General features: G+C 71.4%; 21 protein-coding genes. 17 read left to right on the forward strand and 4 right to left on the reverse strand.

Annotation, left to right across the window (positions count from 1 at the left end; genetic code table 11):
- The first annotated feature begins 27 nt into the window (after positions 1-27).
- The 9 genes from OG219_RS38275 (at position 28) to OG219_RS38315 (ending at position 11453) form a co-directional block, all read left to right on the forward strand.
- A complete protein-coding gene (locus tag OG219_RS38275) occupies positions 28-279 on the forward strand; it encodes a helix-turn-helix domain-containing protein (RefSeq protein ID WP_266834492.1) in 252 nt (83 codons plus the stop codon).
- Positions 280-482: 203 nt separating this feature from the next.
- The gene (locus OG219_RS38280) at positions 483-2318 is read left to right on the forward strand and encodes a hypothetical protein (RefSeq protein ID WP_266834494.1); all 1836 of its coding nucleotides are present in this window, start codon (positions 483-485) and stop codon (positions 2316-2318) included.
- Positions 2319-2504: 186 nt separating this feature from the next.
- Positions 2505-3347, forward strand: coding sequence for a nitrilase-related carbon-nitrogen hydrolase (locus OG219_RS38285; protein ID WP_266834496.1), 843 nt, complete (start codon positions 2505-2507; stop codon positions 3345-3347).
- Positions 3344-4630: an aspartate aminotransferase family protein gene (locus tag OG219_RS38290; protein ID WP_266834498.1), complete on the forward strand. Its 1287-nt coding sequence runs from the start codon at positions 3344-3346 to the stop codon at positions 4628-4630. The genes OG219_RS38285 and OG219_RS38290 overlap by 4 nt, the downstream gene beginning before the upstream one ends.
- Positions 4631-4652: 22 nt before the next feature.
- Positions 4653-6209: a PucR family transcriptional regulator ligand-binding domain-containing protein gene (locus OG219_RS38295; RefSeq protein ID WP_266834500.1), complete on the forward strand. Its 1557-nt coding sequence runs from the start codon at positions 4653-4655 to the stop codon at positions 6207-6209.
- Positions 6210-6357: 148 nt separating this feature from the next.
- Complete coding sequence (locus OG219_RS38300; protein ID WP_266834502.1) at positions 6358-7200, forward strand: nitrilase-related carbon-nitrogen hydrolase; 843 nt, start codon at positions 6358-6360, stop codon at positions 7198-7200.
- A 139-nt stretch (positions 7201-7339) separates the two neighbouring features.
- Positions 7340-8740, forward strand: coding sequence for a dihydropyrimidinase (gene hydA, locus OG219_RS38305; RefSeq protein WP_266834504.1), 1401 nt, complete (start codon positions 7340-7342; stop codon positions 8738-8740).
- Between the two features lie 18 nt (positions 8741-8758).
- Entirely contained in the window at positions 8759-9781 is a 1023-nt protein-coding gene (locus OG219_RS38310) for a TIGR03842 family LLM class F420-dependent oxidoreductase (RefSeq protein ID WP_266834506.1), read from the forward strand.
- A gap of 142 nt (positions 9782-9923) precedes the next feature.
- Positions 9924-11453, forward strand: coding sequence for an NCS1 family nucleobase:cation symporter-1 (locus OG219_RS38315; RefSeq protein ID WP_266834508.1), 1530 nt, complete (start codon positions 9924-9926; stop codon positions 11451-11453).
- Positions 11454-11492: 39 nt separating this feature from the next.
- On the opposite strand, the gene OG219_RS38320 is transcribed toward OG219_RS38315, so the two are convergent.
- Both OG219_RS38320 and OG219_RS38325 read right to left on the reverse strand, forming a co-directional pair.
- The gene (locus tag OG219_RS38320; protein WP_266834510.1) at positions 11493-12161 is read right to left on the reverse strand and encodes a hypothetical protein; all 669 of its coding nucleotides are present in this window, start codon (positions 12159-12161) and stop codon (positions 11493-11495) included.
- A gap of 122 nt (positions 12162-12283) precedes the next feature.
- Positions 12284-13315: a carboxymuconolactone decarboxylase family protein gene (locus OG219_RS38325; protein WP_266834512.1), complete on the reverse strand. Its 1032-nt coding sequence runs from the start codon at positions 13313-13315 to the stop codon at positions 12284-12286.
- 273 nt (positions 13316-13588) lie between these two features.
- Here OG219_RS38325 and OG219_RS38330 point away from each other — a divergent pair, with 273 nt between their 5' ends.
- The 3 genes from OG219_RS38330 to OG219_RS38340 all read left to right on the forward strand — a co-directional run bounded on the left by OG219_RS38330 (position 13589) and on the right by OG219_RS38340 (position 16046).
- Positions 13589-14701: a sensor histidine kinase gene (locus tag OG219_RS38330; RefSeq protein ID WP_266834514.1), complete on the forward strand. Its 1113-nt coding sequence runs from the start codon at positions 13589-13591 to the stop codon at positions 14699-14701.
- Positions 14698-15366, forward strand: a complete 669-nt coding sequence (locus OG219_RS38335) for a response regulator transcription factor (protein ID WP_266834516.1) — start codon at positions 14698-14700, stop codon at positions 15364-15366. Before OG219_RS38330 ends, OG219_RS38335 begins: the two co-directional genes overlap by 4 nt.
- A 62-nt stretch (positions 15367-15428) precedes the next feature.
- Entirely contained in the window at positions 15429-16046 is a 618-nt protein-coding gene (locus tag OG219_RS38340) for a DUF4232 domain-containing protein (RefSeq protein WP_266834518.1), read from the forward strand.
- Between the two features lie 37 nt (positions 16047-16083).
- Here the strand turns inward: OG219_RS38340 and OG219_RS38345 are convergent, their stop codons facing one another.
- Positions 16084-17148, reverse strand: coding sequence for a biotin/lipoate A/B protein ligase family protein (locus OG219_RS38345; protein WP_266834520.1), 1065 nt, complete (start codon positions 17146-17148; stop codon positions 16084-16086).
- A gap of 274 nt (positions 17149-17422) precedes the next feature.
- Between OG219_RS38345 and OG219_RS38350 the strand changes: the two genes are divergently transcribed.
- From OG219_RS38350 to OG219_RS38370, 5 genes are all read left to right on the forward strand, one after another.
- A complete protein-coding gene (locus OG219_RS38350; RefSeq protein WP_266834522.1) occupies positions 17423-19243 on the forward strand; it encodes a gamma-glutamyltransferase family protein in 1821 nt (606 codons plus the stop codon).
- A 121-nt stretch (positions 19244-19364) separates the two neighbouring features.
- Positions 19365-20210, forward strand: a complete 846-nt coding sequence (locus OG219_RS38355) for an inositol monophosphatase family protein (protein ID WP_266834524.1) — start codon at positions 19365-19367, stop codon at positions 20208-20210.
- A 245-nt stretch (positions 20211-20455) separates the two neighbouring features.
- The gene (locus OG219_RS38360) at positions 20456-21865 is read left to right on the forward strand and encodes an NAD(P)/FAD-dependent oxidoreductase (protein WP_266836372.1); all 1410 of its coding nucleotides are present in this window, start codon (positions 20456-20458) and stop codon (positions 21863-21865) included.
- Positions 21862-22371, forward strand: a complete 510-nt coding sequence (locus OG219_RS38365) for an O-acetyl-ADP-ribose deacetylase (protein WP_266834526.1) — start codon at positions 21862-21864, stop codon at positions 22369-22371. Before OG219_RS38360 ends, OG219_RS38365 begins: the two co-directional genes overlap by 4 nt.
- A 205-nt stretch (positions 22372-22576) precedes the next feature.
- Positions 22577-23518 (forward strand): lysylphosphatidylglycerol synthase domain-containing protein, encoded by a 942-nt coding sequence (locus OG219_RS38370; RefSeq protein ID WP_266834528.1) that lies wholly within the window; start codon positions 22577-22579, stop codon positions 23516-23518.
- Between the two features lie 179 nt (positions 23519-23697).
- On the opposite strand, the gene OG219_RS38375 is transcribed toward OG219_RS38370, so the two are convergent.
- Positions 23698-24852: an MFS transporter gene (locus OG219_RS38375; protein ID WP_266836373.1), complete on the reverse strand. Its 1155-nt coding sequence runs from the start codon at positions 24850-24852 to the stop codon at positions 23698-23700.
- Between the last annotated feature and the right edge of the window lie 39 nt (positions 24853-24891).

A 24891-nucleotide genomic window follows, 5' to 3' on the forward strand; every position in this document is an offset into this window, starting at 1 on the left:
TTACTATACCGGTATTAGTATGGGGGCATGGTGCGTAACCCCCTGACTCCGGAAGAGCGCGAGCGCGGCGAGCGGCTCGGGCGAATGCTGCGTGAGGCCCGCGGTGGGCGGAGCATGGCTCATGTCGCGGCGCATGCCGGGATCTCCGCCGAGACGCTGCGCAAGATCGAGACCGGGCGGGCGCCCACCCCCGCCTTCTTCACGGTGGCGGCGCTCGCGCGGGCGCTCGGCCTGTCCATGGACGACCTCGCGGGGGAGCTTGTGCCCGTCGGGGTGTGACCGGGGTCGCCTGTGGAATCACCGCAACTCCCGGCGGGATCACAGGACTCTGCGTCCGGTCCGCAAACTCCTCGTAGCCCTTCCGTAACACGGAGGGTGTTTTCTACCGGATCAGGGCACTCCAGTCTGGCGGGAGTTGTGTGATGGCTGTGGAACAACTCCCGGTTCAGGTAGGGGAGTTCGCGAGGTTTCTGAATACGCTGATGGAGCGGCTCGACCAGGGCGGTGGCTGGTGCGGAGTGTTCTGGCAGCGCGATCCCGACGGTATGCGAGCCTGTCTGGACGGGTGGGAGGTTCCACCCTGGGACGTCGTGGAGGCGCTCCTTCAGGACGTCGCGGCTGAGTACGGCGACCGTGCCGCGGCCCAGGAGAGCGAGCGCGCCCGCAAACTGCACGGTGCCTCGCTCGCTGCCTACGATGCCCGCCCCGGCGGCCGTGACAACCTCGGCGACCGTCTCGACGTCCTGCTCCGCGAACAGCGCTACGCCGGGGAGCGCCAGGTGGAACTGAGCCGGCTGCTTCACTCGGCCGCCTCCCAGGAGGAGGCCGACTCGATCAGGCTCGACCTCGCCTGGGCTCACGACGACCATGAACGGGCCACCGCCCGCTGCGCGGAGATCCGCCGCCGTATGGAGAACCTCGACCGGCGCGATCTTCGCACCCATGCCGAGGGCGCACTGAACCTCGCGGCGGGTGGCGCCGGGGACGTCTTCTGGACGCAAGAGGCCGAGGGCGGGGCGGAGCCGTCCGGTGGGGCCGGGGCCCGGCAAGGGGCTGGAGGCCGACCGGCTGAGGCGCGTCACGGGGGGCTGGGACCGGGGCAGGCGGCTCGGCGCCGGTCGGGCGTTCCGGAGCGGACGGGGCCGCGGTCGCCGTTCGCGGATCCCGGGGTGCCGGACGACGGGGCGAGCTCGGGAGCATCCTCCCGCTCCGGCGCGTACGCCCCTGCTGCACGCCTTCCGTCGAACGATCCTGCCGGTGCGGATCCGGGTGCGTACGCCTCCGAGTACGGCTCTCGCGCCCGGCGTGACAGCGCGTACGCCGCTGACGGTCTCAGCCCGAGCCCCGGTGTTCACGCCCCGCACGCCCAGCACGACGGTGCGTACGCCCCTGATGCGCGCCGCGACGACGGCTCCCGCGCCGCTGCCGCGCAACACGACGGCACGTACGCCCCCGATCGGCACCGCGACCGAGAGAGCGCGCACGCCACCGACGCGCAACCCGACGCCTTCTACGCGCCCCCTGCGCACTCCGACACCCCCCAACCCCCCACCGAAGACCAGACACCCCCCACCACCAGCAAGCGCTCGAAGCGCCGCACCCGGGGCAGCGCCCGCTTCGCCGGAATGATGGACCCGGAGGCGGAGACGGCTCCTGTGGTCGCGCCTGAGACCGCGGCGCCCGCCGCACCCGCTCCGGCCGCGAGGGGCGGCCGTAGCCCCCGTGGCGCCCGTTTCGCGGGGGTCGCGGAGGAGCCGGCGCAGCCGCCGCGGACGCAACCGATGGACGCCGAGGCGCGGCAGGACACCGTCGAGACCGTCCGGACGCTGATCCGGCTGCGGAGCGAGGGCCGGAGCGGCGAGGCGCACGCCGTGCTCGTGGAGGCCGCGTACTGGCCGGCCCCCCGCTTCCCGCTGCTCGCCGCCGAACTGCACCGGGCGGGCCTCGACGCCGACTGGGCCACCCTGCTGTGGGAGGCCGCCTCGCTGCCCGCCGACCGGCTGGTCGCCGCCGCGGACGCGCTCGTCGCCGCGGGCCGCACGGCCGACGGGCAGCAGATGCTGCGCCAGGGTGTCGCCCGCCCCGCGCCGGAGATCGGGGCCGCCGTCCTGAGCCTCGCGGAGGAGGGCCGCCGCCGGGAGATCGGCGCGCTCCTCGGCGCGTACGTACGGATGCGCACCCCCGAGGAGGCGGCCCGCAGCGCGGAGGCGGACCCGCAGCGCCTTGTGCCACTCCTCCTGGAGGCCGCCAAGGGCGTGTCCGAGGAGCGCCACTGGGATCTCGTCCATGCTCTCCGGGTCGCCGGATTCACCGCCTGACAGGTCCGGCGCGGGCCACGCGCGCGTGGTCGCGCGCTCACCCACAAGAGGTGCGAAACGTGATCGACTCAGCGGGTTAACGACGATGGTCTTGGCAAGGCTGTTCAGTGGGCTTACTTTCGAGCCTCTACCGCCTTTGTCTACGGGCGTAGAAGCTCTCTGACGTCCCTGTCGAAGGAGCAGCTCATGGCCAACGTCGTACGCGCCGCTCTCGTCCAGGCCACCTGGACCGGCGACACCGCATCCATGGTCGCCAAGCATGAGGAGCACGCCCGCGAGGCGGCCCGGCAGGGCGCCAAGATCATCGGTTTCCAGGAAGTCTTCAACGCCCCCTACTTCTGCCAGGTCCAGGAGCCCGAGCACTACAGCTGGGCGGAGCCCGTGCCCGACGGGCCCACGGTCACCCGTATGAAGGAGCTCGCCCGCGAGACCGGCATGGTCATCGTCGTGCCCGTGTTCGAGGTCGAACAGTCCGGCTTCTACTTCAACACCGCGGCCGTGATCGACGCCGACGGCACCTACCTCGGGAAGTACCGCAAGCACCACATCCCCCAGGTGAAGGGCTTCTGGGAGAAGTACTACTTCAAACCGGGGAACCTGGGCTGGCCCGTCTTCGACACCGCGGTGGGCCGCGTCGGCGTCTACATCTGCTACGACCGGCACTTCCCCGAAGGCTGGCGGCAGCTCGGTCTCAACGGCGCCCAGCTCGTGTACAACCCGTCCGCGACCTCCCGCGGCCTCTCCTCCTACCTCTGGCAGCTGGAGCAGCCCGCCGCGGCCGTCGCCAACGAGTACTTCATCGCCGCGATCAACCGGGTCGGGCAGGAGGAGTACGGGGACAACGACTTCTACGGGACCTCGTACTTCGTCGACCCGCGCGGACAGTTCGTGGGCGAGACGGCGAGCGACAAGGCCGAGGAGCTCATCGTCCGTGATCTCGACTTCGACCTGATCGAGGAAGTGCGCCAGCAGTGGGCGTTCTACCGCGACCGGCGCCCCGACGCGTACGAAGGGCTGGTGCAGCCGTGACCGACCTGTACGCGCGCCACAAGGCCGTGCTGCCAGACTGGCTCGCCCTCTACTACGAGGACCCGATCGAGATCACCCACGGCGAGGGCCGGCATGTCTGGGACGCCAAGGGCAACAAGTACCTCGACTTCTTCGGCGGCATCCTCACCACGATGACCGCGCACGCGCTGCCCGAGGTGACGAAGGCGGTGGGCGAACAGGCGGGGCGGATCATCCACTCCTCCACGCTCTACCTCAACCGCCCGATGGTCGAACTCGCCGAGCGGATCGCCCACTTGTCCGGCATCCCGGACGCGCGCGTCTTCTTCACGACCTCCGGCACGGAGGCCAACGACACGGCCCTGCTGCTCGCCACCGCCTACCGCCGGAGCAACCAGATCCTGGCGATGCGCAACAGCTACCACGGCCGCTCGTTCACCACGGTCGGCATCACCGGAAACAAGGGCTGGTCGCCGACCTCGCTCTCGCCGCTCCAGACGCTGTACGTCCATGGCGGCGTCCGCACCCGCGGCCCGTACGCCGATCTCAGCGACGACGAGTTCATCGCGGCCTGCGTCGCCGACCTGGAGGACCTGCTCGGTCATGTGCGGCCGCCCGCCGCCCTGATCGCCGAGCCGATCCAGGGCGTCGGCGGCTTCACCGCGCCGCCCGACGGCCTGTTCGCGGCCTTCCGCGAGGTGCTCCAGGAGCGCGGCATCCTCTGGATCTCCGACGAGGTGCAGACCGGCTGGGGACGGACGGGAGAGCACTTCTGGGGCTGGCAGGCGCACGCCGCGTCAGGACCGCCCGACATGCTCACCTTCGCCAAGGGCATCGGCAACGGCACGTCCATCGGCGGTGTCGTCGCACGCGCCGAGATCATGAACTGCCTCGACTCCAACTCCATTTCAACCTTCGGCGGCTCGCCGGTCACGATGGCGGCGGGGCTCGCGAACCTCACGTACCTCCTCGAACACGACCTCCAGGGCAACGCCCGGCGGGTCGGCGGCCTGCTCATCGAGCGGCTGCGGGCGATCGCCGCGCAACTGGACGGCGTACGGGAGGTCCGCGGCCGTGGGCTGATGATCGGCATCGAGCTGGTCAAGCCCGGCACGGACGAGGCCAACCCCGAGGGCGCCGCGGCCGTACTCGAAGCGGCCCGGGAAGAAGGCCTGTTGATCGGCAAGGGCGGCGGTCACAACACCAGCGTGCTGCGCATCGCGCCGCCGCTGTCCCTCACCGTCGCGGAGGCGGAGGAGGGCGCGGCGATCCTGGAGCGCGCGCTGAGGCGTACCACCCAGTAGGACTGAGCAAGGGAACGTCGCCATGACCACCGCCTTGGAACCCGCTCTGTCGGTACGCCAGGTCCTCGCCATGGACCGGGTGCTCGCCGGAGAGCCCGAGGTGGTGGCCGGTGCGAGCCATCTCGACCGGGCCGTGCGCTGGGTGCATGTCGCCGAGGCCGCCGATGTCGGCGTGATGCTCACGGGCGGCGAAATGGTGCTCACCACCGGGGTGTTGCTCGCGGGCGACCCGGAGGCGCAGGCCGAGTACATCCGTTCGCTGCACCGCGCGGAGGCCGCGGCCGTCGTCCTCGGACTCGGCCGGGCCTTCCCCGCGCCGCCGGACGTGATGCGCCGGGCCGCCGAGCGGTGCGGGCTTCCGATGGTGGTGCTCCACCGGCCCTTTCCGTTCGCGGAGTTGACGGAAGAGGTCCAATCGCGCCTGGTCAGAAGCAAGTTCGCGGCGGTGAGCCTCTCCGAGGCCGTGCGGACCGCGCTCACCGGGCTCATCACCTCGGGTGCGCCGCTGCAACGGATGCTCGACGAGATCGCCGGGCACGCCGCCTGTCCCGTCGTCGTCACGAATCTCGCCCACCGGGTTCTCGCCACGGCGGGGGAGCGGTCCGCCGTGGACGACGTGCTGCGCGACTGGGAGCGCATCTCCCGGCAGGCGGGCGGGAGCGAGGGCGACGGGTGGATCAGGGCCGAGCTGGGCGGGCGCGGTGAGCGCTGGGGCCGCATCGTGCTGTGCGGGTACCGCGGTGACGCCGCCACCGGGCGGCTGCTCGCCGACCGCGCCGCCGAGGCCCTGGTCCTGCACCGGATGCTCGGCGGCTCCGTGCACACCTGGGAGGAGCAGTCCGCGCAGAGCCTGCTGACCGACCTGGTGAGCGGTGTCGTACCGGCCCGGCAGCTCCTGCCGAGGGCGCGGGCGGCCGGGCTGCCCGTCAACCGGCGTGCGTTCGTGCCGTTGGTGGTGAGGGACGGCGATCCGGCTCAACTCGACCGGGTTCTGCGGCTGTTGGGGCTTCCCGGGCTGGTCGCCGAGCTCGCGGACGGAGTCACCGCCGTGCTGCTAAGCCTCGCCAGGGACCAGGACGCGGAGGCGCTGGCCGCGCACTTCGCCGTACGGCTGCGGCACGAGACCGGCGTCCGTACGACCGTGGCGGCCGCGTCCCCCCGTACGGCGTGGGACGACGTCCCGGCGGGCCTGCGCGAGGCCCTGCATGTCGCCGAGGCCGCCGCCGACGCGCCCCTCGACCAGGACCAGCCGGTGCTCGTGCGCCTGCGGGACGTCCATCTGCGCGGCCTGGTAAGGCTGTTGCGGGACGATCCGCATGTGCAGTCCTTCGCCGAGCGGGAGCTGGACGGACTGCTGTGCGGCGCGGACGCGGAGTCGGAGCTGCTGCCCGTGCTGCGGACGTATCTCGCGACCGGCCGCAACAAGTCGCGCACAGCGCAGCTCCACCATGTCAGCAGGCCCGCGCTGTATCGCCGTCTGGAGGCCATAGAGGCACGTCTCGGCGTCGACCTCGACGACTTCGAGCAGGCCGCGTCCGTACACATCGCGCTGCTCGCGCACGACGCCCAACAGAGGTGAAACGCCGTGGAAATGAGCGGGAAACGCGTGCGTACGGGCGAGAGTGACACGGTGGAACGCCCGGCGTCCGTAGACGTGACACGGTGCAACTCAAACCCGGCTTCAGGACTTCTTAGGCTCCTCGCACACCGAGCGACCGGAGGTCCCGATGAGCAGAGTGATCCGAGCCGCCGTCTTCCAGACCGCGTGGACCGGCGACAAAGAATCGATGATCCAGGTCCACGAGCAGGCGGCCCGCGACGCGGCCGCGCAGGGCGCCCAAGTCCTGTGTTTCCAGGAGCTGTTCTACGGGCCGTACTTCTGCCAGGTCCAGGACAAGGCGTTCTACGAGTACGCCGAGCAGATCCCCGAAGGCCCGATCGTCCAGCGCTTCCAGGCGCTGGCCAAGGAGTTGGGCATCGTCCTCGTACTGCCGATGTACGAGGAGGAGCAGCCCGGTGTCCTGTACAACACCGCGGCGGTGATCGACGCCGACGGCTCGTACCTGGGCAAGTACCGCAAGACCCACATCCCCCAAGTGCCGGGATTCTGGGAGAAGTTCTACTTCAGGCCGGGCAACTCCGGCTGGCCCGTGTTCGACACCGCCGTCGGGAAGATCGGTGTCTACATCTGCTACGACCGGCACTTCCCGGAGGGCTGGCGTGCGCTGGGTCTCGCGGGTGCCGAGATCGTCTTCAACCCCTCGGCCACCTCGCGCGGTCTCTCCGGCTACCTGTGGCAGCTGGAGCAGCCGGCCGCGGCCGTCGCCAACGAATACTTCGTGGGCGCGATCAACCGGGTGGGCGTCGAGGAGTACGGCGACAACGACTTCTACGGGACCTCGTACTTCGTGGACCCGGAAGCCCAGTTCGTCGGCGAGGTGGCCGGCGACAAGGAGACCGAACTCGTCGTCCGCGACCTGGACCTCGCCAAGCTCCGCGAGGTGCGCGACCGGTGGCAGTTCTACCGGGACCGCGCTCCGGGGGCGTACGGGCCGCTGACGGCTCCGTAACCCCGTCGAACTCCGCGGGCCCGGCTCACGGGGGGTCGGGCCCGCGGGACCGATTTGCTTACCAGGAAACAGTGTTGACCTCAGTTTCTAACAGCTTCGGTATTCCCTCAGTGCACGCACGACCGGAAGGAGAGGGAGCATGAGCCGTACCGTCATCCGAGGTGGCCTGGTCGTCACCGCGTCCGACGAGATCCATGCCGACGTCCTGATCGAGGACGGCCGGATCGCAGCTCTCGCCGCGACGGGCACCCCGGCAGCCGACGCGTGGACGGCCGAGCGGACCATAGACGCCACCGGCAAGTACGTCATCCCGGGCGGCGTCGACGCGCACACCCACATGGAGCTGCCGTTCGGCGGCACCTTCGCCTCCGACACCTTCGAGACGGGCACCCGGGCCGCGGCCTGGGGCGGCACCACCACCATCGTCGACTTCGCGGTGCAGAGCGTGGGCCACTCCTTGCGCGAGGGCCTCGACGCCTGGAACGCCAAGGCCGACGGCAAGTGCGCCATCGACTACGCCTTCCACATGATCGTCTCCGACGTCAACCAGGAGACGCTCAAGGAGATGGACCTGCTCGTCGAGGAGGGCGTCACCTCCTTCAAGCAGTTCATGGCCTACCCCGGCGTCTTCTACAGCGACGACGGCCAGATCCTGCGCGCCATGCAGCGCTCCGCCGAGAACGGCGGACTGATCATGATGCACGCCGAGAACGGCATCGCGATCGACGTGCTCGTGGAGCAGGCGCTGTCCCGTGGTGAGACGGACCCCCGCTTCCACGGGGAGGTCCGCAAGGCGCTGTTGGAGGCCGAGGCCACCCACCGAGCCATCAAGCTCGCCCAGGTGGCCGGGGCGCCCCTGTACGTCGTGCACGTCTCGGCGCAGGAGGCGGTCGCCGAGCTGGCACGGGCGCGTGACCAGGGGCTGAACGTCTTCGGCGAGACCTGCCCGCAGTACCTGTTCCTGTCGACGGACAACCTGGCCGAGCCCGACTTCGAGGGCTCGAAGTACGTGTGCTCCACGCCGCTGAGGCCCAAGGAGCACCAGGCAGCCCTGTGGCGCGGACTGCGTACGAACGACCTCCAGGTGGTCTCCACCGACCACTGCCCCTTCTGCTTCGTCGGCCAGAAGGAACTGGGCCGCGGCGACTTCTCGAAGATCCCCAACGGGCTGCCGGGCGTCGAGAACCGGATGGACCTGCTCCACCAGGCCGTCGTCGACGGGCACATCACGCGCCGCCGCTGGATCGAGATCGCCTGCGCGACCCCGGCCCGGATGTTCGGCCTGTACCCGAAGAAGGGCACCATCGCGCCGGGCGCCGACGCCGACGTAGTCATCTACGACCCGCACGCCGAGCAGGTCCTGTCGGTGGAGACGCACCACATGAACGTCGACTACTCGGCGTACGAGGGCAAGCGCATCACCGGCCGGGTCGAGACCGTGCTCTCGCGGGGCGAACTCGTCATCACCGAGCGGGAGTTCACCGGACGCGCGGGTCACGGCGTCTACACCCCCCGCTCCACCTGTCAGTACCTTCTCTGAGCGACCAGGAGCGGCGCCATGGACTTCGGACTCGTCCTGCAGACAGACCCACCTGCCTCCCGCGTCATCGACCTGATGAAGCGGGCCGAGGGCAACGGCTTCACGTACGGCTGGACCTTCGACTCCGCCGTGCTGTGGCAGGAACCCTTCGTGATCTACAGTCAGATCCTCGCGAACACCGAGAAGTTGACGGTCGGCCCGATGGTCACCAACCCGGGCACCCGCACCTGGGAGGTCACCGCCTCCACCTTCGCGACGCTCAACGACATGTACGGCAACCGCACGGTGTGCGGCATCGGCCGCGGCGACTCGGCGATGCGCGTCGCCGGACGCAAGCCCAACACCCTGGCCCGCATCAGCGGCGCCATGAAGGTCATCCGTGCCCTCGGGCGCGGCGACGAGGCCGACCTCGGCGGCACCGTCATCAAGTTCCCCTGGGTCAAGCCGGGCGCCGAACTCCCGGTCTGGATGGCCGCGTACGGCCCCAAGGCCCTGAAGATGACCGGCGAGGAGGCCGACGGGTTCATCCTCCAGCTCGCCGATCTGTACCTCACCGAGTACATGGTCAAGGCCGTGAAGGACGCGGCTGTGGCCGTCGGGCGTGACCCGTCCGAGGCCAAGATCTGCGTGGCGGCGCCCGCGTACATCACCGCGGACGACTCGCCCGAGGCACTCGCCCACGCACGCGAGCAGTGCCGCTGGTTCGGCGGCATGGTCGGCAACCACGTCGCCGACCTCGTCTCCAAGTACGGCGAGCACTCCGCCGCCGTGCCGGACGAGCTCACCGAGTACATCAAGGCCCGTGAGGGCTACGACTACTCGCACCACGGCCGCAGCGACAACCCCGACACCAAGTTCGTGCCCGACGAGATCGTCGACCGGTTCTGCCTGATCGGCACGGCCGAGCGGCACATCGAGAAGCTGAACGCGCTGCGCGAGCTGGGCGTCGACCAGTTCGCGGTGTACGACATGCACGACGCGCAGGAGGCCACCATCGACGCGTACGGGACGAAGGTCATCCCGGCCGTCAACGGACTCTAGAAGATGGGCCGTTGAGGCCCTCGCTGTTCCCCCGTTCTCCCCTTCCCGCCGTCCCGGGAAGGGGATCAGGGCGCTCCCCGCGCACCCCCCCAAGATGCCCCGCACGGCCTTTCCCGCCACTCCTCACTCGATTGGCCTGCCCATGACCGAGACCGTCCCCACCGAAAGTTCGCCGCCCGCCGCTCAAGTCACGCTCCCTGACGGCCGGGTGGAGATAGCCCCCCTCGCTCCCGTGCCGAGCGGCCCCTACGCCAACAAGGACCTGCTGCCGGTCCCGGTCGAGAAGCGCACCTGGACCACGTACAACTTCTCGGCGCTCTGGGTCGGCATGGCCCACAACACCGCTTCCTGGACCCTGGCTTCCGGCCTGATAGCCGTCGGCATGGACTGGAAGCAGGCCGTCTTCACCATCGCGCTGGCCAACCTGATCGTGCTCGTCCCGATGCTGCTCACCGGGCATGCGGGACCCAAGTACGGCATACCCTTCCCGGTCTTCGCCCGTGCCTCGTTCGGTGTCCGCGGCGCCAACCTGCCCGCTGTCGTACGGGCGTTGGTGGCCTGCGGCTGGTTCGGCATCCAGACCTGGATCGGCGGTGAGGCGATCTTCTTCCTCGCCGGGAAGCTCTTCGGGGACAGCTGGGCCAACGCCGGCCACATCGGCGGCTACGCCTGGACCATGTGGCTGTCCTTCGCGATCTTCTGGGTGCTCCAGGTCGCCATCATCTACCGGGGCATGGAGACGATCCGCCGCTTCGAGAACTGGGCGGCGCCCTTCGTGCTCGTCGGCGCCGGCGTGATGCTGTGGTGGATGAGCGACAAGGCGGGCGGCTTCGGCCCGCTGCTCGACCAGCCGTCCAAGCTCGGCTGGGGCGCGGACTTCTGGACGCTGTTCGCTCCCGCCCTCATGGGCATGATCGGCTTCTGGTCCACGCTGTCGCTGAACATCCCGGACTTCACCCGGTACGGCAAGAGCCAGAAGGCCCAGACGTGGGGCCAGGCGCTCGGCCTGCCCACGACCATGACGCTCTTCGCCTTCCTGTCCGTCATGGTCACCTCCGGCTCGCAGGCGGTGTACGGCGAGGCGATCTGGGACCCGGTCCAGCTGGCCGCCAAGACCGACAATGTCTTCGGCATCATCTTCGCGCTGGTCACCGTGCTGGTCGCGACCCTGTCCGTGAACGTCGCGGCCAACCTGGTCTCGCCGGCCTTCGACTTCTCCAACATCGCGCCCAGGAAGATCAGTTTCCGCGCCGGCGCCCTCACCACCTGCGTCCTCGGCGTACTGATCTTCCCGTGGAAGCTGTACTCCGACCCGCAGGGCTACATCTTCACCTGGCTCGGCCTGGTGGGCGGTCTGCTCGGCACGGTCGCGGGCATCCTCATCGCCGACTACTGGATCCTGCGCCGCACCAAGCTCGACCTCGCCGACCTGTACAGCACGGGCGGCCGCTACTGGTACGACGGCGGCTGGAACTGGCGTGCGGTCGTGGCCTTCGTGGTCGGCGGCGTCCTGGCGATCGGCGGTGCCGACTTCCATCCGCTGATCGACGGACGGCCCATTCCGGCGCTGGACGCGCTGGCCGACTACGGCTGGGCGGTCGGGCTCGGGACGTCGATGGTCCTCTACCTCGCGCTGATGCTGTCGCGTGGGCGGGGGAAGATCGCTGTCTGATTTAGGAGCACTTGGGCGGAGCTGACCGTTTGATGGCGGTCAGCTCTGCTGTGTCTTCTCCAGTGCGGCCACCGCGTCCTTGGCGGCACTGATGGCGCCCTTGTTGATCACGTCCGCGCTGGGTGCCTTCTTCGACTCGAAGTCGCTGCCGTTGTACGTGATGACGACCAGCGCGTTGGACGCGCGGACGATCACCACTCCCTCGCGCGTCTGCTGCTTGTCCTCGGTGGTGAGGTTCACGACGGAGTAGCCGGTGTCGCCGACGCCGGGGACCGCTCCGCCACCGCTCTTGTCCGCGACACGCTCCTTGTAGGACGTCTCCGCCGCCGCGTCCGACTCCTTGATCTCGAACGAGACGTCGAGCCAGCGGTAGTCGAACCCCTTCAGTGCGTTCCAGGAGCAGGTGCGGCGCACGGACTTGTCGGTCGACGCGATCTCCTGACCGGCCGTCTTGGCGCCCGGGACCAGCGACTTGACCGTCTTCTCGGTCACGCTGTCGCAGGGTGCGGGCGATGCGGCGTACGTCTTGGTGGCCGCGGACGTCGAGGGCGCAGAAGTCGAATCCGTAGGCTTTTGGGCCGATTTGTCCTCGGCGGCGGTCGGGGTCGCGGCCAGCGGACCGGACGTCAACGCCCAGCCCGCCGAGGCGAGCACGGCGACCGGCAGCAGACGCGCGGTGAGGGCGAGCGGCAAAGGAAGAGAACGCACGGCGCACTTCTCGTGGGGGACGGTGCGGAGGTGGTCCGCACTGCGGACGGGACGCCAGTGTCACACGAGTCCCTGTGGGGCGGAAGTGCCAACTCGCTCCGTGCCTGTGTGGTGACAGTGGCTCACTGTTCGCTGACTGTGCGAGAAGGTGATGTCGCCTCGTAGTTGGCGAAGGGAAGCGCGCTCTCGATCCGGTCCACGGCGGCGAACGCGCCGTACGCGACGAGATGTACGAGACAGTGGTCGGAATGTTCTGGTTTGCGCCAGGCGGTGACGTCTTCGTCCGTGATGCGGTACGGGGCGAGGGCGGCCAGGAGCGCGAGGCGTGCCCCGGGGCGGGAACGGCCGGGCAGTTCGTCCCACGCGAGCGGCGGGTGCGCGCCGTTCCAGGCCTGGAGCGTTTCCCGTACGAGGGTCCGGTCGGCCTCGTCTAGGAGTCCCGCGCCCGCGCCGGCGGCGGTGCGCAGCGCGGCGTAGGCCGGGCCGACGGCGCTTCCCCGTGCCCAGTCCGGGCCGGGGCCGTGGTCGTGGTCGTCGAGGAGTGCCAGGCTCGCGCCGGGGGCGGCGGTGCGGCGTACGGTCCTGGCGACCGAGCGGCCGACCAGACTCCGGACCACACGGAACCGCTGGGCGTTGCCAGGCAGCAGGTTCTCGGTCAACAGCGCCGACACGATCCGGTTGATGAAGTGGAAGGACAGCGCGGTACCGACATAGGCGGGGACATGCGCGCGGGGGAAGGGGAGGGGCGTCAGCTCCGCGGCGCCCGGTGTCCGGGTCGCCTCGCCCCAGGCCAGCACACGCGCGTGCCGCTCGTCGGCGGGAGTCTCGCCGCGTGCCAGGGCCTCCGCGAGCGCGTGGTCCCCGGTGGCGTGCAGCAGCATCGTGTGCGCGTCCACGCAGAAGGGGCACCGGTTGGCGGCCGACACCCCGAAGGCCGCCAGCTCCTTGCCGGTGCGGCTGCCCTCGCCCGCGATCAGTGACTCCCGCATCAACGCCCAGGCCGGGGTGAGGATTTCGGGCGCCGAGGACAGCACCACGAAGGTCGTCGCCCGCTCGATGCCGAAGTCCTCAGCGAGTTGGGCGTACACCTCGGCGGTGCGGCCGGTGGCGGACTTGGGCGGCGGGGGGCTGGTGTAGCGGAAGGGGGTGGGCATGTGGGCCTCCTGGTTGCTGTGGTGTGGTGTGGTGCGGTGCCGAGTTCCGTGTTCTGTGCTTCGGGCTCCGGGCGGTGCGGTGGTGCTGCGGTGTTCGGTGTTCGGTGTTCGCAACCCTCGCCCCGGGAGGCAGTTGTCCGCGTCGTACGCCCGAAGGCAATCCCCGCTGCGCCGTGGAGCCCCTGCGCGGCGTCGACTACTGCGCCGGGAGTAGCCCGGGAGCCGTCCACAGGGCTGACGCGGCTGTCGGCGCCGCCGTCTAGGGTGCCGAGCATGGAGTTGGACCAGGTCACACGCGGGCGCCTGGCCGACGCGACGCTCGCCGTCGTGGTCGGCGCGCTCGTCGTGACCGCGGCCGCGTTCGACGACGGCACGGCACCCGTCGACTACGCGCTGATCGCCCTCGGCTCCCTTGCCCTCGCGGCCTACCGCAGCGCACCGCGCGCGGTGCTGGCGGTCAGCACGGCCGCCACGACCGCGTACGTTCTGCACGCCCACCCCGGCGCACTGTCCGCGCTCCCGGTGCTGGGCGCCGTGCACACGGCCGCCCGCGTGGGCCACCGCGGCCTGGCCGCGGCCGCGAGCGCGGTGTTCCTGACGGGGTACATCGCGACGGGCCCTACAACGGGGGAGATCGTCGAGCGCGCGGCGCTGCTCGTGGGCTGGTTTCTGTGCGCCCTGGTCACCGGCCTCGCCGACCGCAACTGGCAGGCGTACCTGCGCCAGACGGAAGAGCGCGCGCTGGAGGCGGAACGCACCCGCGAGGAGGCGGCCCTGCGCAGAGCGGGCGAGGAACGCCTGCGTATCGCCCGCGAGTTGCACGACTCGCTCACCCATAGCATCTCGATCGTCAAGCTCCAGGCGGGCGTTGCCGTCCACCTGGCCCGTAAGCGCGGCGAGGAGGTGCCGCCCGCGCTGCTCGCCATCCAGGAGGCCGGCGGCGAGGCGATGCGTGAACTGCGCGCCACGCTGGAGGTGTTGCGCACCGACGAGCCGACCGGCACACCGGCGCTGCTCGTGGAGCGGGCCCGCGCGGCAGGCCTCGCCGTCGAGCTGAGAGTGACCGGCGACGAGCGCCCGTTGACGGCGACAGTGGATCGCGCGGCCTACCGCATCGTCCAGGAGGCCCTCACGAACGCGGCGCGCCATGCGGGCCCCGCCAAGGTCGTCGTCCAACTCGACTACAGGGTCGGAGAGTTGACGATATGTGTCGATGACGACGGCAGTGCCGACCGTTCCCGGTCGCCCGCCCCGGGCATCGGTCTCACCGGCATGCGTGAACGCGTCGCGGCCCTAGGCGGCACTCTGCACGCCGCTCCGCGCGCGGAGGGCGGCTTCTCCGTGCGGGCCGAACTGCCGCTGGACGGCGTGGGGCAGGCGGTGTGATCAGGATCGCGCTCGTCGACGACCAGGCGCTGATGCGGGCCGGGTTCCGGGCCCTGCTGGAGGCCGAGGACGGTATCGAGGTGGTCGGCGAGGCGGCCGACGGCGAGCAGGGGGTGGCGCTCGTGCGCGCACTGATCCCGGACATCGCCCTGGTCGATGTGCAGATGCCGGTGATGACGGGCATCGAGGCGACCCGCCGCATCGCCGCGGACCCCGAGCTGTCCGGCGTACGCGTGATCATCCTCACCAACTACGGCCTGGACGCGTACGTCTTCGAGGCGCTGCGGGCCGGCGCGAGCGGCTTCCTGCTCAAGGACACCGAGCCCGCCGACCTGCTCCAGGCCATCGAGGTCGTCGCGCGTGGCGAGGCGCTGCTGTCCCCGTCCGTGACACGGACCCTGATCGGCGAGTTCGTCGCCCGGCCCCCGGACCGGGCCACCGCTCCGGGCCTGGAGAGCCTCACACGACGCGAACGCGAGGTCACCGCCCTCGCCGCCCGCGGCCTCACCAACGAGGAGATCGCCGCGCACATGGTCATCAGCCCGTTCACGGCCAAGACGCACGTCAGCCGCGCGATGACGAAGCTGGGTGCTCGCGATCGGGCCCAACTGGTCGTGTTCGCCTACGAGTCGGGCCTGGTGGCGGCGCGGGGGAGCGAGCGGTGACGGATGCGGCGAGGACGGCGGAGACCGGGAGGGCCGTGGCGACCGCGTGCGATGATCGGCGGGTGATCGCGATACGTCTGAGATCGTCCTGCGGCGCCGCTCTCGTCGGCGTGCTGGCACTGGCCACGAGCGGGTGCGGGCTCTCCGCCGAGCTGGACCGCGAGGCCAACCCCGAGCGCAAGCCCACGCCTTCGGAGACCCGGGCCGCCCCGCCGCCGCCCGCGTCCGCCTCGCCCTCACCGTCCGTATCGGTCCAACCGGTGAGCGGCTGCCCGTCGTCCGGTCTGCGTTTCGAGGCCGGTCGCGTCGATGGGGCCATGGGTCTGCGGGCCATGACGCTCTCGATGACCAACTGCGGCGAGCAGCCGTACGAGTTGAACGGCTATCCCTCCGTCAGCGTCCTGGACGAGGCAGGCGCCCCGATTCCCGGCGTGCGCACGGCCGAGGGGACGGACGAGGTGCCCGTGGCACCGCCCGACTCCGCCCCCAAGGCCTTCACCCTCAAACCGGGCGAGACCGCCAGGGCCGGGCTGTTGTGGCGGATGGCGGCCGAGGACGGCGCCTACCTCCGCGTCGCGCCGGACAAGAAGCGGGACTTCGTGAACGTACAGCCAGAAGAGCCCCTCGACATCGGCCCGGAGAACATACTCGGCACAACGCCGTGGGCGCCTGCGTCCTAGATGGCGCCCCTTGACCTAGGGCACCCCGGGCCCGCGGTCACGGCACTCGGCTCGTCCACTCCGGTGAGCCGAACTTCGTCCGCGCCAACTCCTCCGCACGCGCCAGCTCCTCGGGTGTCACCTTGCCGTCCGCCAGCCCGTACCGGCCGCGGAACGAGTCGATCATCCGCTCGATGACCGTCTCCCGCGCCAGCCCCGTCTGCCGGCGCAGCGGATCCACCCGCTTCTGCGCGCTCTTCGTGCCCTTGTCGGACAGCTTCTCCCGGCCGATGCGCAGCACTTCGAGCATCTTGTCGGCGTCGATGTCGTACGCCATGGTCACGTGGTGGAGCACGGCGCCCGGCCCGCCACCTGGGCCGACCATCCGCTTCTGGGCGGCGCCCGCGACCTTCCCCGCCTCCGTGGCGATGTCGTTCAGCGGCTGGTACCAGGCCTTGATCCCCATGTCGCCGAGCGCGCCGAGAACCCAGTCGTCGAGATACGCGTAGCTGTCCTGGAACGACAGTCCCTGGACGAGGGCCTCGGGCACGGAGAGCGAGTACGTGATGGTGTTGCCCGGTTCCACGAACATCGCGCCGCCGCCGGAGATCCGCCGCACGACCTCGATGCCGTGCCGCTCCGCGCCGGCCGGGTCGACCTCGTTGCGCAGTGACTGGAAGCTGCCGATGATCACGGAAGGGCCGGCCCACTCCCAGACGCGCAGGGTCGGCGGGCGGTGCCCCGCCGCGACCTCGGCGGTCAGGACCTCGTCCAGGGCCATGTGCAGCGCGGGGGACTGCGGCCCCTCGTGGATCAGCTGCCAGTCGTAGTCGGTCCAGTCGGTGGCGTGCGCGAGCGCCCTGCGTACGGCGACGGCGATGCCCTCCGAGGTCAGGCCGTACATGACCGTGCCCTCGGGCAGCGCGGCGTCGACGCGGGCGGCCAGGCCCGCGGCGTCGGTGTCCGCGGGGGCGCCGTTCAGCGCGTGGTTGACGGCGTCCAGCGCCTCGTCCGGTTCGAGGAAGAAATCGCCCGCCACGCGCGCGTGGCGCAGGACTCCGCCCTCGACGTCGAGATCCACCACGACGAGCTTGCCGCCGGGGACCTTGTACTCACCGTGCACCGATCCGCCTCCGTTCCGTCCACGAGAACCAACGCCGACCTCGGGTGATTGATTCCGGTCGCGCCCGGCCGGGCGGGCGCGCCGACCCGCCATGACGTGCCCTGTTCCACCGGGAACCGCAAGTGCGATAGTCGGGCGCGAGGTTGATCGCTCCGCACAGCTCCGCATGGCTCCGCACAGCTCCGCATGGCTCCGCACAGCTCCGCATGGCTCCGCATGGCTCCGCATGGCTCCGCATGGCTCCGCATGGCTCCGCACAGCGAGGTGGCACGGCATGTTCACGACCCGACCGACGCTCCAGGGCACCTTCGGCATGGTGTCCTCCACGCACTGGCTCTCCTCGCAGTCGGCGATGGCGGTCCTGGAGGACGGCGGCAACGCGTTCGACGCCGCGGTCGCCGCCGGCTTCGTCCTGCACGTCGTCGAGCCGCACCTCAACGGACCCGCGGGCGAGGTCCCGATCATCCTCGCCCCCGCGGGCGGAGAGGTGCGGGTGCTGTGCGGGCAGGGCGTCGCGCCCGCCGGAGCGACGATCGCCCACTACAGGGGACTCGGTCTGGATCTCGTACCCGGTACCGGGCCGCTCGCCGCCGCCGTGCCCGGCGCCTTCGACGCCTGGATGCTGCTCCTTCGCGACCACGGCACGAAGTCCCTCGCCGACGTCCTGAAGTACGCCATCGGGTACGCGGAGGACGGGCACCCGCCCGTGGAGCGTGTCGGCGAGACCGTGGAGACGGTGCGCGAGCTCTTCGAGACGGAATGGACGTCCTCGGCCGAGGTGTATCTGCCGGGCGGCAGGGCTCCGCGACCCGGCGAGCTGTTCCGCAATCCCGCTCTCGCCGCGACCTGGCGGCGACTGCTCGCAGAGGTCTCCGAGGAGGCGGACCGGGTGGCGCAGATCGAGGCCGCCCGGCACGTATGGAGTTCCGGATTCATCGCCGAGGCGCTCGTACGGCAGGCGCGGCTCCCCACCATGGACACCAGCGGCGAGCGCCACACCGGCACCCTGACGGCCGCCGACCTGGCCTCCTGGTCCGCGGCCTACGAGGCCCCGGCGACGTACGACTGGCGGGGCTGGACCCTGTGCAAGGCCGGCCCCTGGAGCCAGGGACCGGTCCTGCTGCAACAGCTGGCCCTGCTGCCGCCGGAGCTGCCGCGGTACGGCTCCGCCGAGTACGTCCACCTGCTGATCGAGGGCTGCAAGCTCGCCATGTCCGACCGGGAGGCCTGGTACGGGGACGCGGCCGAGGTGCCGCTCGACGAACTGCTGTCGGAGCCGTACAACACCGCCCGGCGCACGCTCGTCGGCGACCAGGCGTCCTACGAGCTGCGCCCCGGCAGCCCTGGCGGGCGCACCCCGCGGATGAGCGGGCACGCGCGCGACGTGGCCTCCGGGGAGTCCGGTTTCGACGCCCTCGGGCTTCCGGGCGCGGGCGAGCCCACGGTGGCCCGGGCGGCTGCGGAACCCGAAGTGACACCGGACGGCGGCACCCGGGGCGACACCTGCCACCTCGACGTCGTCGACCGCTGGGGCAACATGGTCGCCGCCACACCCAGCGGCGGCTGGCTGCAGTCCAACCCGGTCGTCCCCGAGCTGGGCTTCCCGCTCGGCACCCGGCTCCAGATGACCTGGCTGGAGGAGGGGCTGCCCAATTCCCTGACGCCGGGCCGCCGCCCCCGCACCACGCTGACCCCCTCGCTCGCACTGCGCGACGGGGTGCCCGTCATGGCGTTCGGCACCCCCGGCGGCGACCAGCAGGACCAGTGGCAGACACACTTCTTCCTGTCCGTGGCACTGGGCTCCGAGGTGCGCGGCGGCCTCGACCTCCAGGGCGCGATCGATGCCCCGAACTGGCACAACGACAGTTTTCCCGGCTCCTTCTACCCGCGCGGCATGAGTCCCGGCAGTGTCACCGTCGAGTCCCGCATGGACGCGGGGGTCGTCGAGGAACTGCGCCGCCGCGGCCACGACGTCCTGGTCGGCGAGGCCTGGTCCGAGGGCCGGCTGTGCGCGGTGGCGCGGGACCCGGAGACGGGCGTGCTGTCGGCGGCGGCGAATCCACGGGGGATGCAGGGGTACGCGGTGGGGCGCTGATCCCGGCCTCCTGTGTCATCGCTCACTCCGGGTAGCCGGGCAGGCCGGGAATTCACGGCGATTCCACCCGGAGTGCACCAGCCCGGTGAGGATTGTCAGTGCCACGTGCTGTTATGGAGACATGATCGTAGACATCGAAACCATCGACGAGTTTCTTATCCACCGCACGTCCGACGTCGAAGCAGCGGTCCGGCAGGCGGCCGCCACCGAGATCATGCCGCGCTTCCGGCAGCTCGCTGCGCACGAGATCGACCAGAAGACCGGCCCGCACGACCTGGTGACGGACGCCGACCGCAAGGCCGAGCAGTACCTCACCGAGGCCCTCACCGCACTGCTGCCCGGCTCGGTCGTGGTCGGCGAGGAGGCGGTGCACGCCGACCCGGCGACGTACGACGCGATACAGGGCACCGCCCCGGTGTGGATCGTCGACCCGGTCGACGGGACACGGCAGTTCGTCCACGGCGACTCCGGATTCTGCACGCTCGTCGCGCTCGCGCTGGACGGGGTCGTCCAGGCCTCGTGGACGTTCGCTCCCGCACGCGACGAGTTCGCCACCGCGATACGCGGCCGGGGCGCCGTACTCGACGGTGCGCCCCTGCGCTCCGGATCGCCCGTGCCCGGCCGCGACCTGGACGTCGCCACCTCGCACCCGGACTACACCACGGACGCGCAGAAGCGCGCGCTCGTCGGCCTGTGGGTCGACGGTGTCGTCACCCGGCCGTGTGGTTCGGCCGGCCTGGAGTATCTGGCCATCGCCCGCGGCGAGTTGGACGCGGTCGCCTTCTCGTGGGAGGCCGCGTGGGACCACGCCGCGGGTCTGCTGCTGGTCGAGGAGGCGGGCGGCGCCCATCTGACCCTCGCGGGCGAGCCGTTCCGTATCACCGGGGGCAACGCGCTGCCGTTCACGGCGGCCCGGGATGCGGCCACTGCTCGCCGGGTGATGGGGCTGCTGGCGGCCGGAGCCTGAGCCCGAGGACCGGCTGCCCCGTCGGAGGGCGGAGTCCGAGCCCGGAGGCCGGCTGCCCATCGGCCGGCTGCCCATCGGCCGGCTGCCCATCGGCCGACTGCCTATCGGCCGGAAGCCGGCGGGCCGGAGCCTGAGCCCCAGGGCCGGCTGTCTCCCAACCGCACGTGCCGTCAAGCCTGTCAGTCCTCCGGCATATCCTGAACCCAGTGGCCATCGGCTGACAAAGGAGTCCGAAGGTGCCGTCGATGCTCGATGTGGTCGTGGTGGGTGCTGGGCCGAACGGACTGACGGCCGCCGTGGAGCTGGCCCGCCGGGGCTTCTCCGTGGCCGTGTTCGAGGCGCGGGACACCGTGGGCGGCGGAGCCCGCACCGAAGAGCTGACGCTGCCCGGATTCCGGCACGACCCCTGTTCGGCGGCGCACCCGCTGGGTGTCAACTCGCCCGCGTTCAGGGCGATGCCCCTGGAGCGCTACGGCCTGGAGTGGCTGCACGCGGAGCTGCCCATGGCGCACCCGTTCCCCGACGGCACGGCCGCGGTGCTCTCGAGGTCGGTGGCGGAGACGGCCGCCTCGTTCGGGCCACGTGACGCTGGCGCGTACCGCCGCCTGGTCACACCCTTCCTGCCCAAGTGGGACACCCTGGCCCACGACTTCATGTCGCTGCCCCTGACCGCGCTGCCCCGCGACCCGGTCACCCTCGCCCGCTTCGGACTCGCCGGACTGCCGCCGTCGACCTGGCTGATGCGCCGCTTCCGCGACGAGCGGGCCAAAGCGCTGTTCGCCGGGCTCGTCGCCCATGTCATCGCCCCGCTCGACGGGATCGCGACCGGCGCGGTGGGCCTGGTCTTCGCCCTCGCCGCGCACGCCCGGGGCTGGCCCGTCGCGCGCGGCGGCTCCCAGTCCATCTCCGACGCGCTCACCGCGTATCTCAAGGACCTCGGCGGCAGCGTCCACACCGACTACGAGGTCAAGCGCCTCGACGATCTGCCGCCCGCGCGCGCGTACGTCTTCGACACCTCGCCCACTGCGCTGTCCCGGATCGCGGGCTTCGGCCGCTACTACGAGCGGTACCGGTACGGGGCGAGTGTCTTCAAGGTCGACTACGCGCTCGACGGCCCCGTGCCGTGGACGGCGAAGGAAGCGCGTACGGCGGGGACCGTGCAGGTCGGGGCGAGCCGCGCGGAGATCGGCACCGCGCTGCGTGAGGCCTCGCGCGAGGGCCGGGCGCCCGACGTACCGTTCCTGATCACCGTCCAGCCCAGTGTCGTCGACCCCTCCCGGGCGCCCTACGGCAAGCAGGTCTTCTGGACGTACGGGCATGTCCCGAACGGCTGGACCGGGGACCTCACGGACGCGATCGAGCGGCAGCTGGAGCGGTTCGCGCCCGGCTTCCGCGACCGCGTCCTCGCCCGCGCGACGGCGGGCCCGCCCGAACTCGCCGCCCGCAACGCCAACTACGTGGGCGGAGACATCGCCTCCGGCGCTGCCTCGGGCCTCCAGCTCCTCCTGCGCCCCAAGCTCTCCCTCTTCCCGTACAGCACCCCGCACCCGGCGGTCTTCATCTGTTCCTCGGCCACCCCGCCGGGCCCCGGCGTACACGGCATGTCGGGGCACAACGCGGCGAAGGCGGTATGGAGGAGGCTGCGGCAGTCATGACCACGATCACGCTGGTCCAGGGCGACATCACCCGGCAGAGCGCCGACGCCGTCGTCAACGCGGCGAACTCCTCGCTCCTCGGCGGGGGCGGCGTGGACGGAGCCATCCATCGCCGCGGCGGCCCCGCCATCCTCGCCGAGTGCCGCCGGCTACGCGCCTCCCGCTATGGAAAGGGCCTCGCCACCGGACGGGCGGTCGCCACCACCGCCGGTGAGCTGGACGCGCGATGGGTGATCCACACCGTCGGCCCGGTGTGGCAGGGCCCGGGGAGCGATCCCTCGCTCCTCGCTTCCTGCTACCGGGAGTCCCTCCGGGTTGCCGACGAGCTGGGCGCACGGACCGTCGCGTTCCCGGCCATCTCCACCGGCGTCTTCAGATGGCCGATGGAGGAGGCCGCCCGGATCGCGGTGGAGACGGTGCGGGACGCGGAGACGGCGGTCGAAGAGGTGACGTTCGTCCTCTTCGACGAGCGGGCGTACGAGGCGTTCGCCGAGCACGTCGGCTGACCGGTCCTGACCGGATCGGCCAGGACCGGCCAGGGTGGGGATGGAGCCTCCGGATGCCGCACCCGTCCTGCGTCCCTGAGCGGTGCACGGTAATTTGTCCATGATTTCCGTTATTCCGCCATGTGGGCCCTCAGGCCTGTCGGGGTGAAGGGTGGACGATGGCCAGGACGTTGATCGCCGCCGAGGCGCCCGGAGGCCCGTCGACATGACCGCTCCGCCGGCCGCCCCTCCGACTTCGACCGCCGTCGGCAGGCGGGTCCCCTGGCAGGCCGGGGTCTCGCTCCTGGTGATGGTGTGCGCCGTGTATCTCGCGCGACGCCACTGGCCGGTGATCGAGGCCGGCGCCGCGAGGCTCGCCGTCGCCGACCGCGGCTGGCTGCTCGTGGCGACCGCCGCCACCTCGGCGACCTGGGCGTGTTCGGCGCTCGCCCAACAGGGTGCGGTGTCACGGTCGTTGCCCGCGCGGCGGCTGGTGGCGGTGCAGTTCGCGGCGTCCGCGGCCAATCACCTGCTGCCCGCGGGCCTCGGAGCGGGAGCGGTCAACCTGCGCTTCCTGACCCGGTGCGGGCTGCCGGTCGCACGGTCGGCGACCGCGCTCGCGGTGAAGGCCACCGCGGGGACCGTGGTGCGAGGCTGCCTGATCGCCGTACTGGCGCTGGCCTGCCCCGGCGTACTCCACGTCCCGCATGTCTCCTCGACGGCCGTGGTGGTGGCGGTCGCGGTGACCGCCGTCACCGTGGCGCTCCTGAAGGGGCCGCTGCGGCGTGCCCTGCGGGCGGTGCTCGCGGATGTCCGTGCCGTGCACGAACTCCCCGCGCGGGCGGCCGCGTTGTGGGGCGGCTCGCTCGCCTTCGCGGCGCTGCACACCTCGGTGGTGATCGCGGTGACCCAGGCCATCGACCTGCCACTGCCCCCGGCCCAGGTCGCCCTCGCCTACCTCGCCGCGAGCAGCGCCGCCGTCCTGCTACCCACCCCCGGCGGCCTCGGTTCCCTGGACGCCGCACTCGCCCTGGCCCTCACCCTCGCCGGAGCACCGGCCGGCGCGGCGGCGTCCGTTGTCCTCGGCTACCGGCTCCTGACCGTGTGGCTGCCACTGCTGCCGGGCTTGCTGGCGCTGGGAGTGCTGGTACGCCGACGGGTGCTGTGAACGAAGAGGTGCCCCGCTGACCTGGTCGGCGTATTTAGCCCGTCCGGCGTTTGAGGACGAGGCCCTTCAGGCCGATAGCGGGGGTCTGGGGGCGCAGCCCCCAGGTACGGGACGGGTAGGGGCGGAGGGGGCGAAAACCAGTTGGCCCGAGGCCCGAGCACCGCGGCCGCCCCGTCACCTCAGACACGGCTCCGACGGGCGCCACCCGAGCGACTCCCCAGCAGCACCCCCACCACCGGCCCCACCGCCAGCAGCACGGCGAGCACCCCGTACCCGTACGTCAGTGTCGCCACGGTCGCGACCCCCGCGACCAGCAACGGCCCGCCCGCGTCGCCCAGTTCGCGCCCCAACTCGGCGGCGCCCATCGTCTGGCCGAGCCGTTCCTGAGGAGTGCCGGCCGCCAGCGCGGCGAAGCCCAGCGGGGTGATCAGACCCGTGCCGACGCCGATGAGCGCGGCGGCGAGCAGGACGCCCGTAAGGCCGGGGAGCATCGCGCAGGCGAGCCCCGCGGCGGTGACCAGCAGCCCGGCGCCGATTCCCGTACGGGTGGTCAGCCGGCCGGCGTCCAAGGCCCGCCCGGCGCGCGGCTGGACGACCGCCGCACAGGCCGCGAGCACCGAGACCGCCGCGCCGGTCGCCACGGTGCCGAGCCCGGCGAGCGCCCCGGAGACGGGCAGGAACCCCACGCCGACGGAGAGCGCGGCGGTCGCTCCGGCGAGCGCCGCCGTGGGGGTGAGGAAGACCGGGTCGGTCAGCCGGCGCGCGAGATCGAGCACGGTCTGCCGGGCGCGCGGCAGCGGCGGCACGTCCGGAACCGCGAGCACGGCCCATACGGCGACGGCCGCGCCCAGCGCCGCGAGCACCACGAACAGCAGCCGCAGCCCGCCCGCCCACACCAGGACGCCTCCCAGGAGCGGGCCGAGCGTGTAGCCGAGGGACTTGTAGAAGCCGTAACTCCCGTACGCCCGCCCGTGCTTGGCCGACGGATTGAGCCGCGCCACCAGCGCGGAGGCCGCCGGCGAGAACGCGGAGGCCGCCGCGCCCTGACCGAGACGGGCGGCCCACAGCCAGCCGGGGCTGTCGACGACGACGTACAGAACGGACGCGGCGGCGAAGGCGACGAGCCCGCCGAGCAGCACGGGCCGGGCGCCGATCCGGTCTGCGATCGTGCCGAACACGGGCTTCAGCAGGACCTCGGCGCCGTCGTAGAGGGCGAGCAGTCCGCCCAGGACGAGGAGCGAGGTGACCGCGTCCTCGGAGTGGCCGCCGAGGTTCGCGGCGATGCCGTGCGCCCCGAACGCGGTCGTGAACCCGGCGGCGTACAGCGGCCACATCTGCGGCGAGGACGCCCCCGTGTGCGGTGAGGACGCCTC

The organism is Streptomyces sp. NBC_00038 (assembly GCF_026343635.1).
In the GTDB taxonomy this organism is placed as follows: domain Bacteria; phylum Actinomycetota; class Actinomycetes; order Streptomycetales; family Streptomycetaceae; genus Streptomyces.

Coding starts and splice junctions, on each gene's coding strand:
- OG219_RS38275 (WP_266834492.1), top strand. CDS start 28: ATGGTGCGTAACCCCCTGACTCCGGAAGAGCGCGAGCGCGGCGAGCGG.
- OG219_RS38280 (WP_266834494.1), top strand. CDS start 483: ATGGAGCGGCTCGACCAGGGCGGTGGCTGGTGCGGAGTGTTCTGGCAG.
- OG219_RS38285 (WP_266834496.1), top strand. CDS start 2,505: ATGGCCAACGTCGTACGCGCCGCTCTCGTCCAGGCCACCTGGACCGGC.
- OG219_RS38295 (WP_266834500.1), top strand. CDS start 4,653: ATGACCACCGCCTTGGAACCCGCTCTGTCGGTACGCCAGGTCCTCGCC.
- OG219_RS38300 (WP_266834502.1), top strand. CDS start 6,358: ATGAGCAGAGTGATCCGAGCCGCCGTCTTCCAGACCGCGTGGACCGGC.
- hydA (WP_266834504.1), top strand. CDS start 7,340: ATGAGCCGTACCGTCATCCGAGGTGGCCTGGTCGTCACCGCGTCCGAC.
- OG219_RS38310 (WP_266834506.1), top strand. CDS start 8,759: ATGGACTTCGGACTCGTCCTGCAGACAGACCCACCTGCCTCCCGCGTC.
- OG219_RS38315 (WP_266834508.1), top strand. CDS start 9,924: ATGACCGAGACCGTCCCCACCGAAAGTTCGCCGCCCGCCGCTCAAGTC.
- OG219_RS38325 (WP_266834512.1), bottom strand. CDS start 13,315: ATGCCCACCCCCTTCCGCTACACCAGCCCCCCGCCGCCCAAGTCCGCC.
- OG219_RS38330 (WP_266834514.1), top strand. CDS start 13,589: ATGGAGTTGGACCAGGTCACACGCGGGCGCCTGGCCGACGCGACGCTC.
- OG219_RS38350 (WP_266834522.1), top strand. CDS start 17,423: ATGTTCACGACCCGACCGACGCTCCAGGGCACCTTCGGCATGGTGTCC.
- OG219_RS38355 (WP_266834524.1), top strand. CDS start 19,365: ATGATCGTAGACATCGAAACCATCGACGAGTTTCTTATCCACCGCACG.
- OG219_RS38360 (WP_266836372.1), top strand. CDS start 20,456: ATGCTCGATGTGGTCGTGGTGGGTGCTGGGCCGAACGGACTGACGGCC.
- OG219_RS38365 (WP_266834526.1), top strand. CDS start 21,862: ATGACCACGATCACGCTGGTCCAGGGCGACATCACCCGGCAGAGCGCC.
- OG219_RS38370 (WP_266834528.1), top strand. CDS start 22,577: ATGACCGCTCCGCCGGCCGCCCCTCCGACTTCGACCGCCGTCGGCAGG.
- OG219_RS38375 (WP_266836373.1), bottom strand. CDS start 24,852: ATGTGGCCGCTGTACGCCGCCGGGTTCACGACCGCGTTCGGGGCGCAC.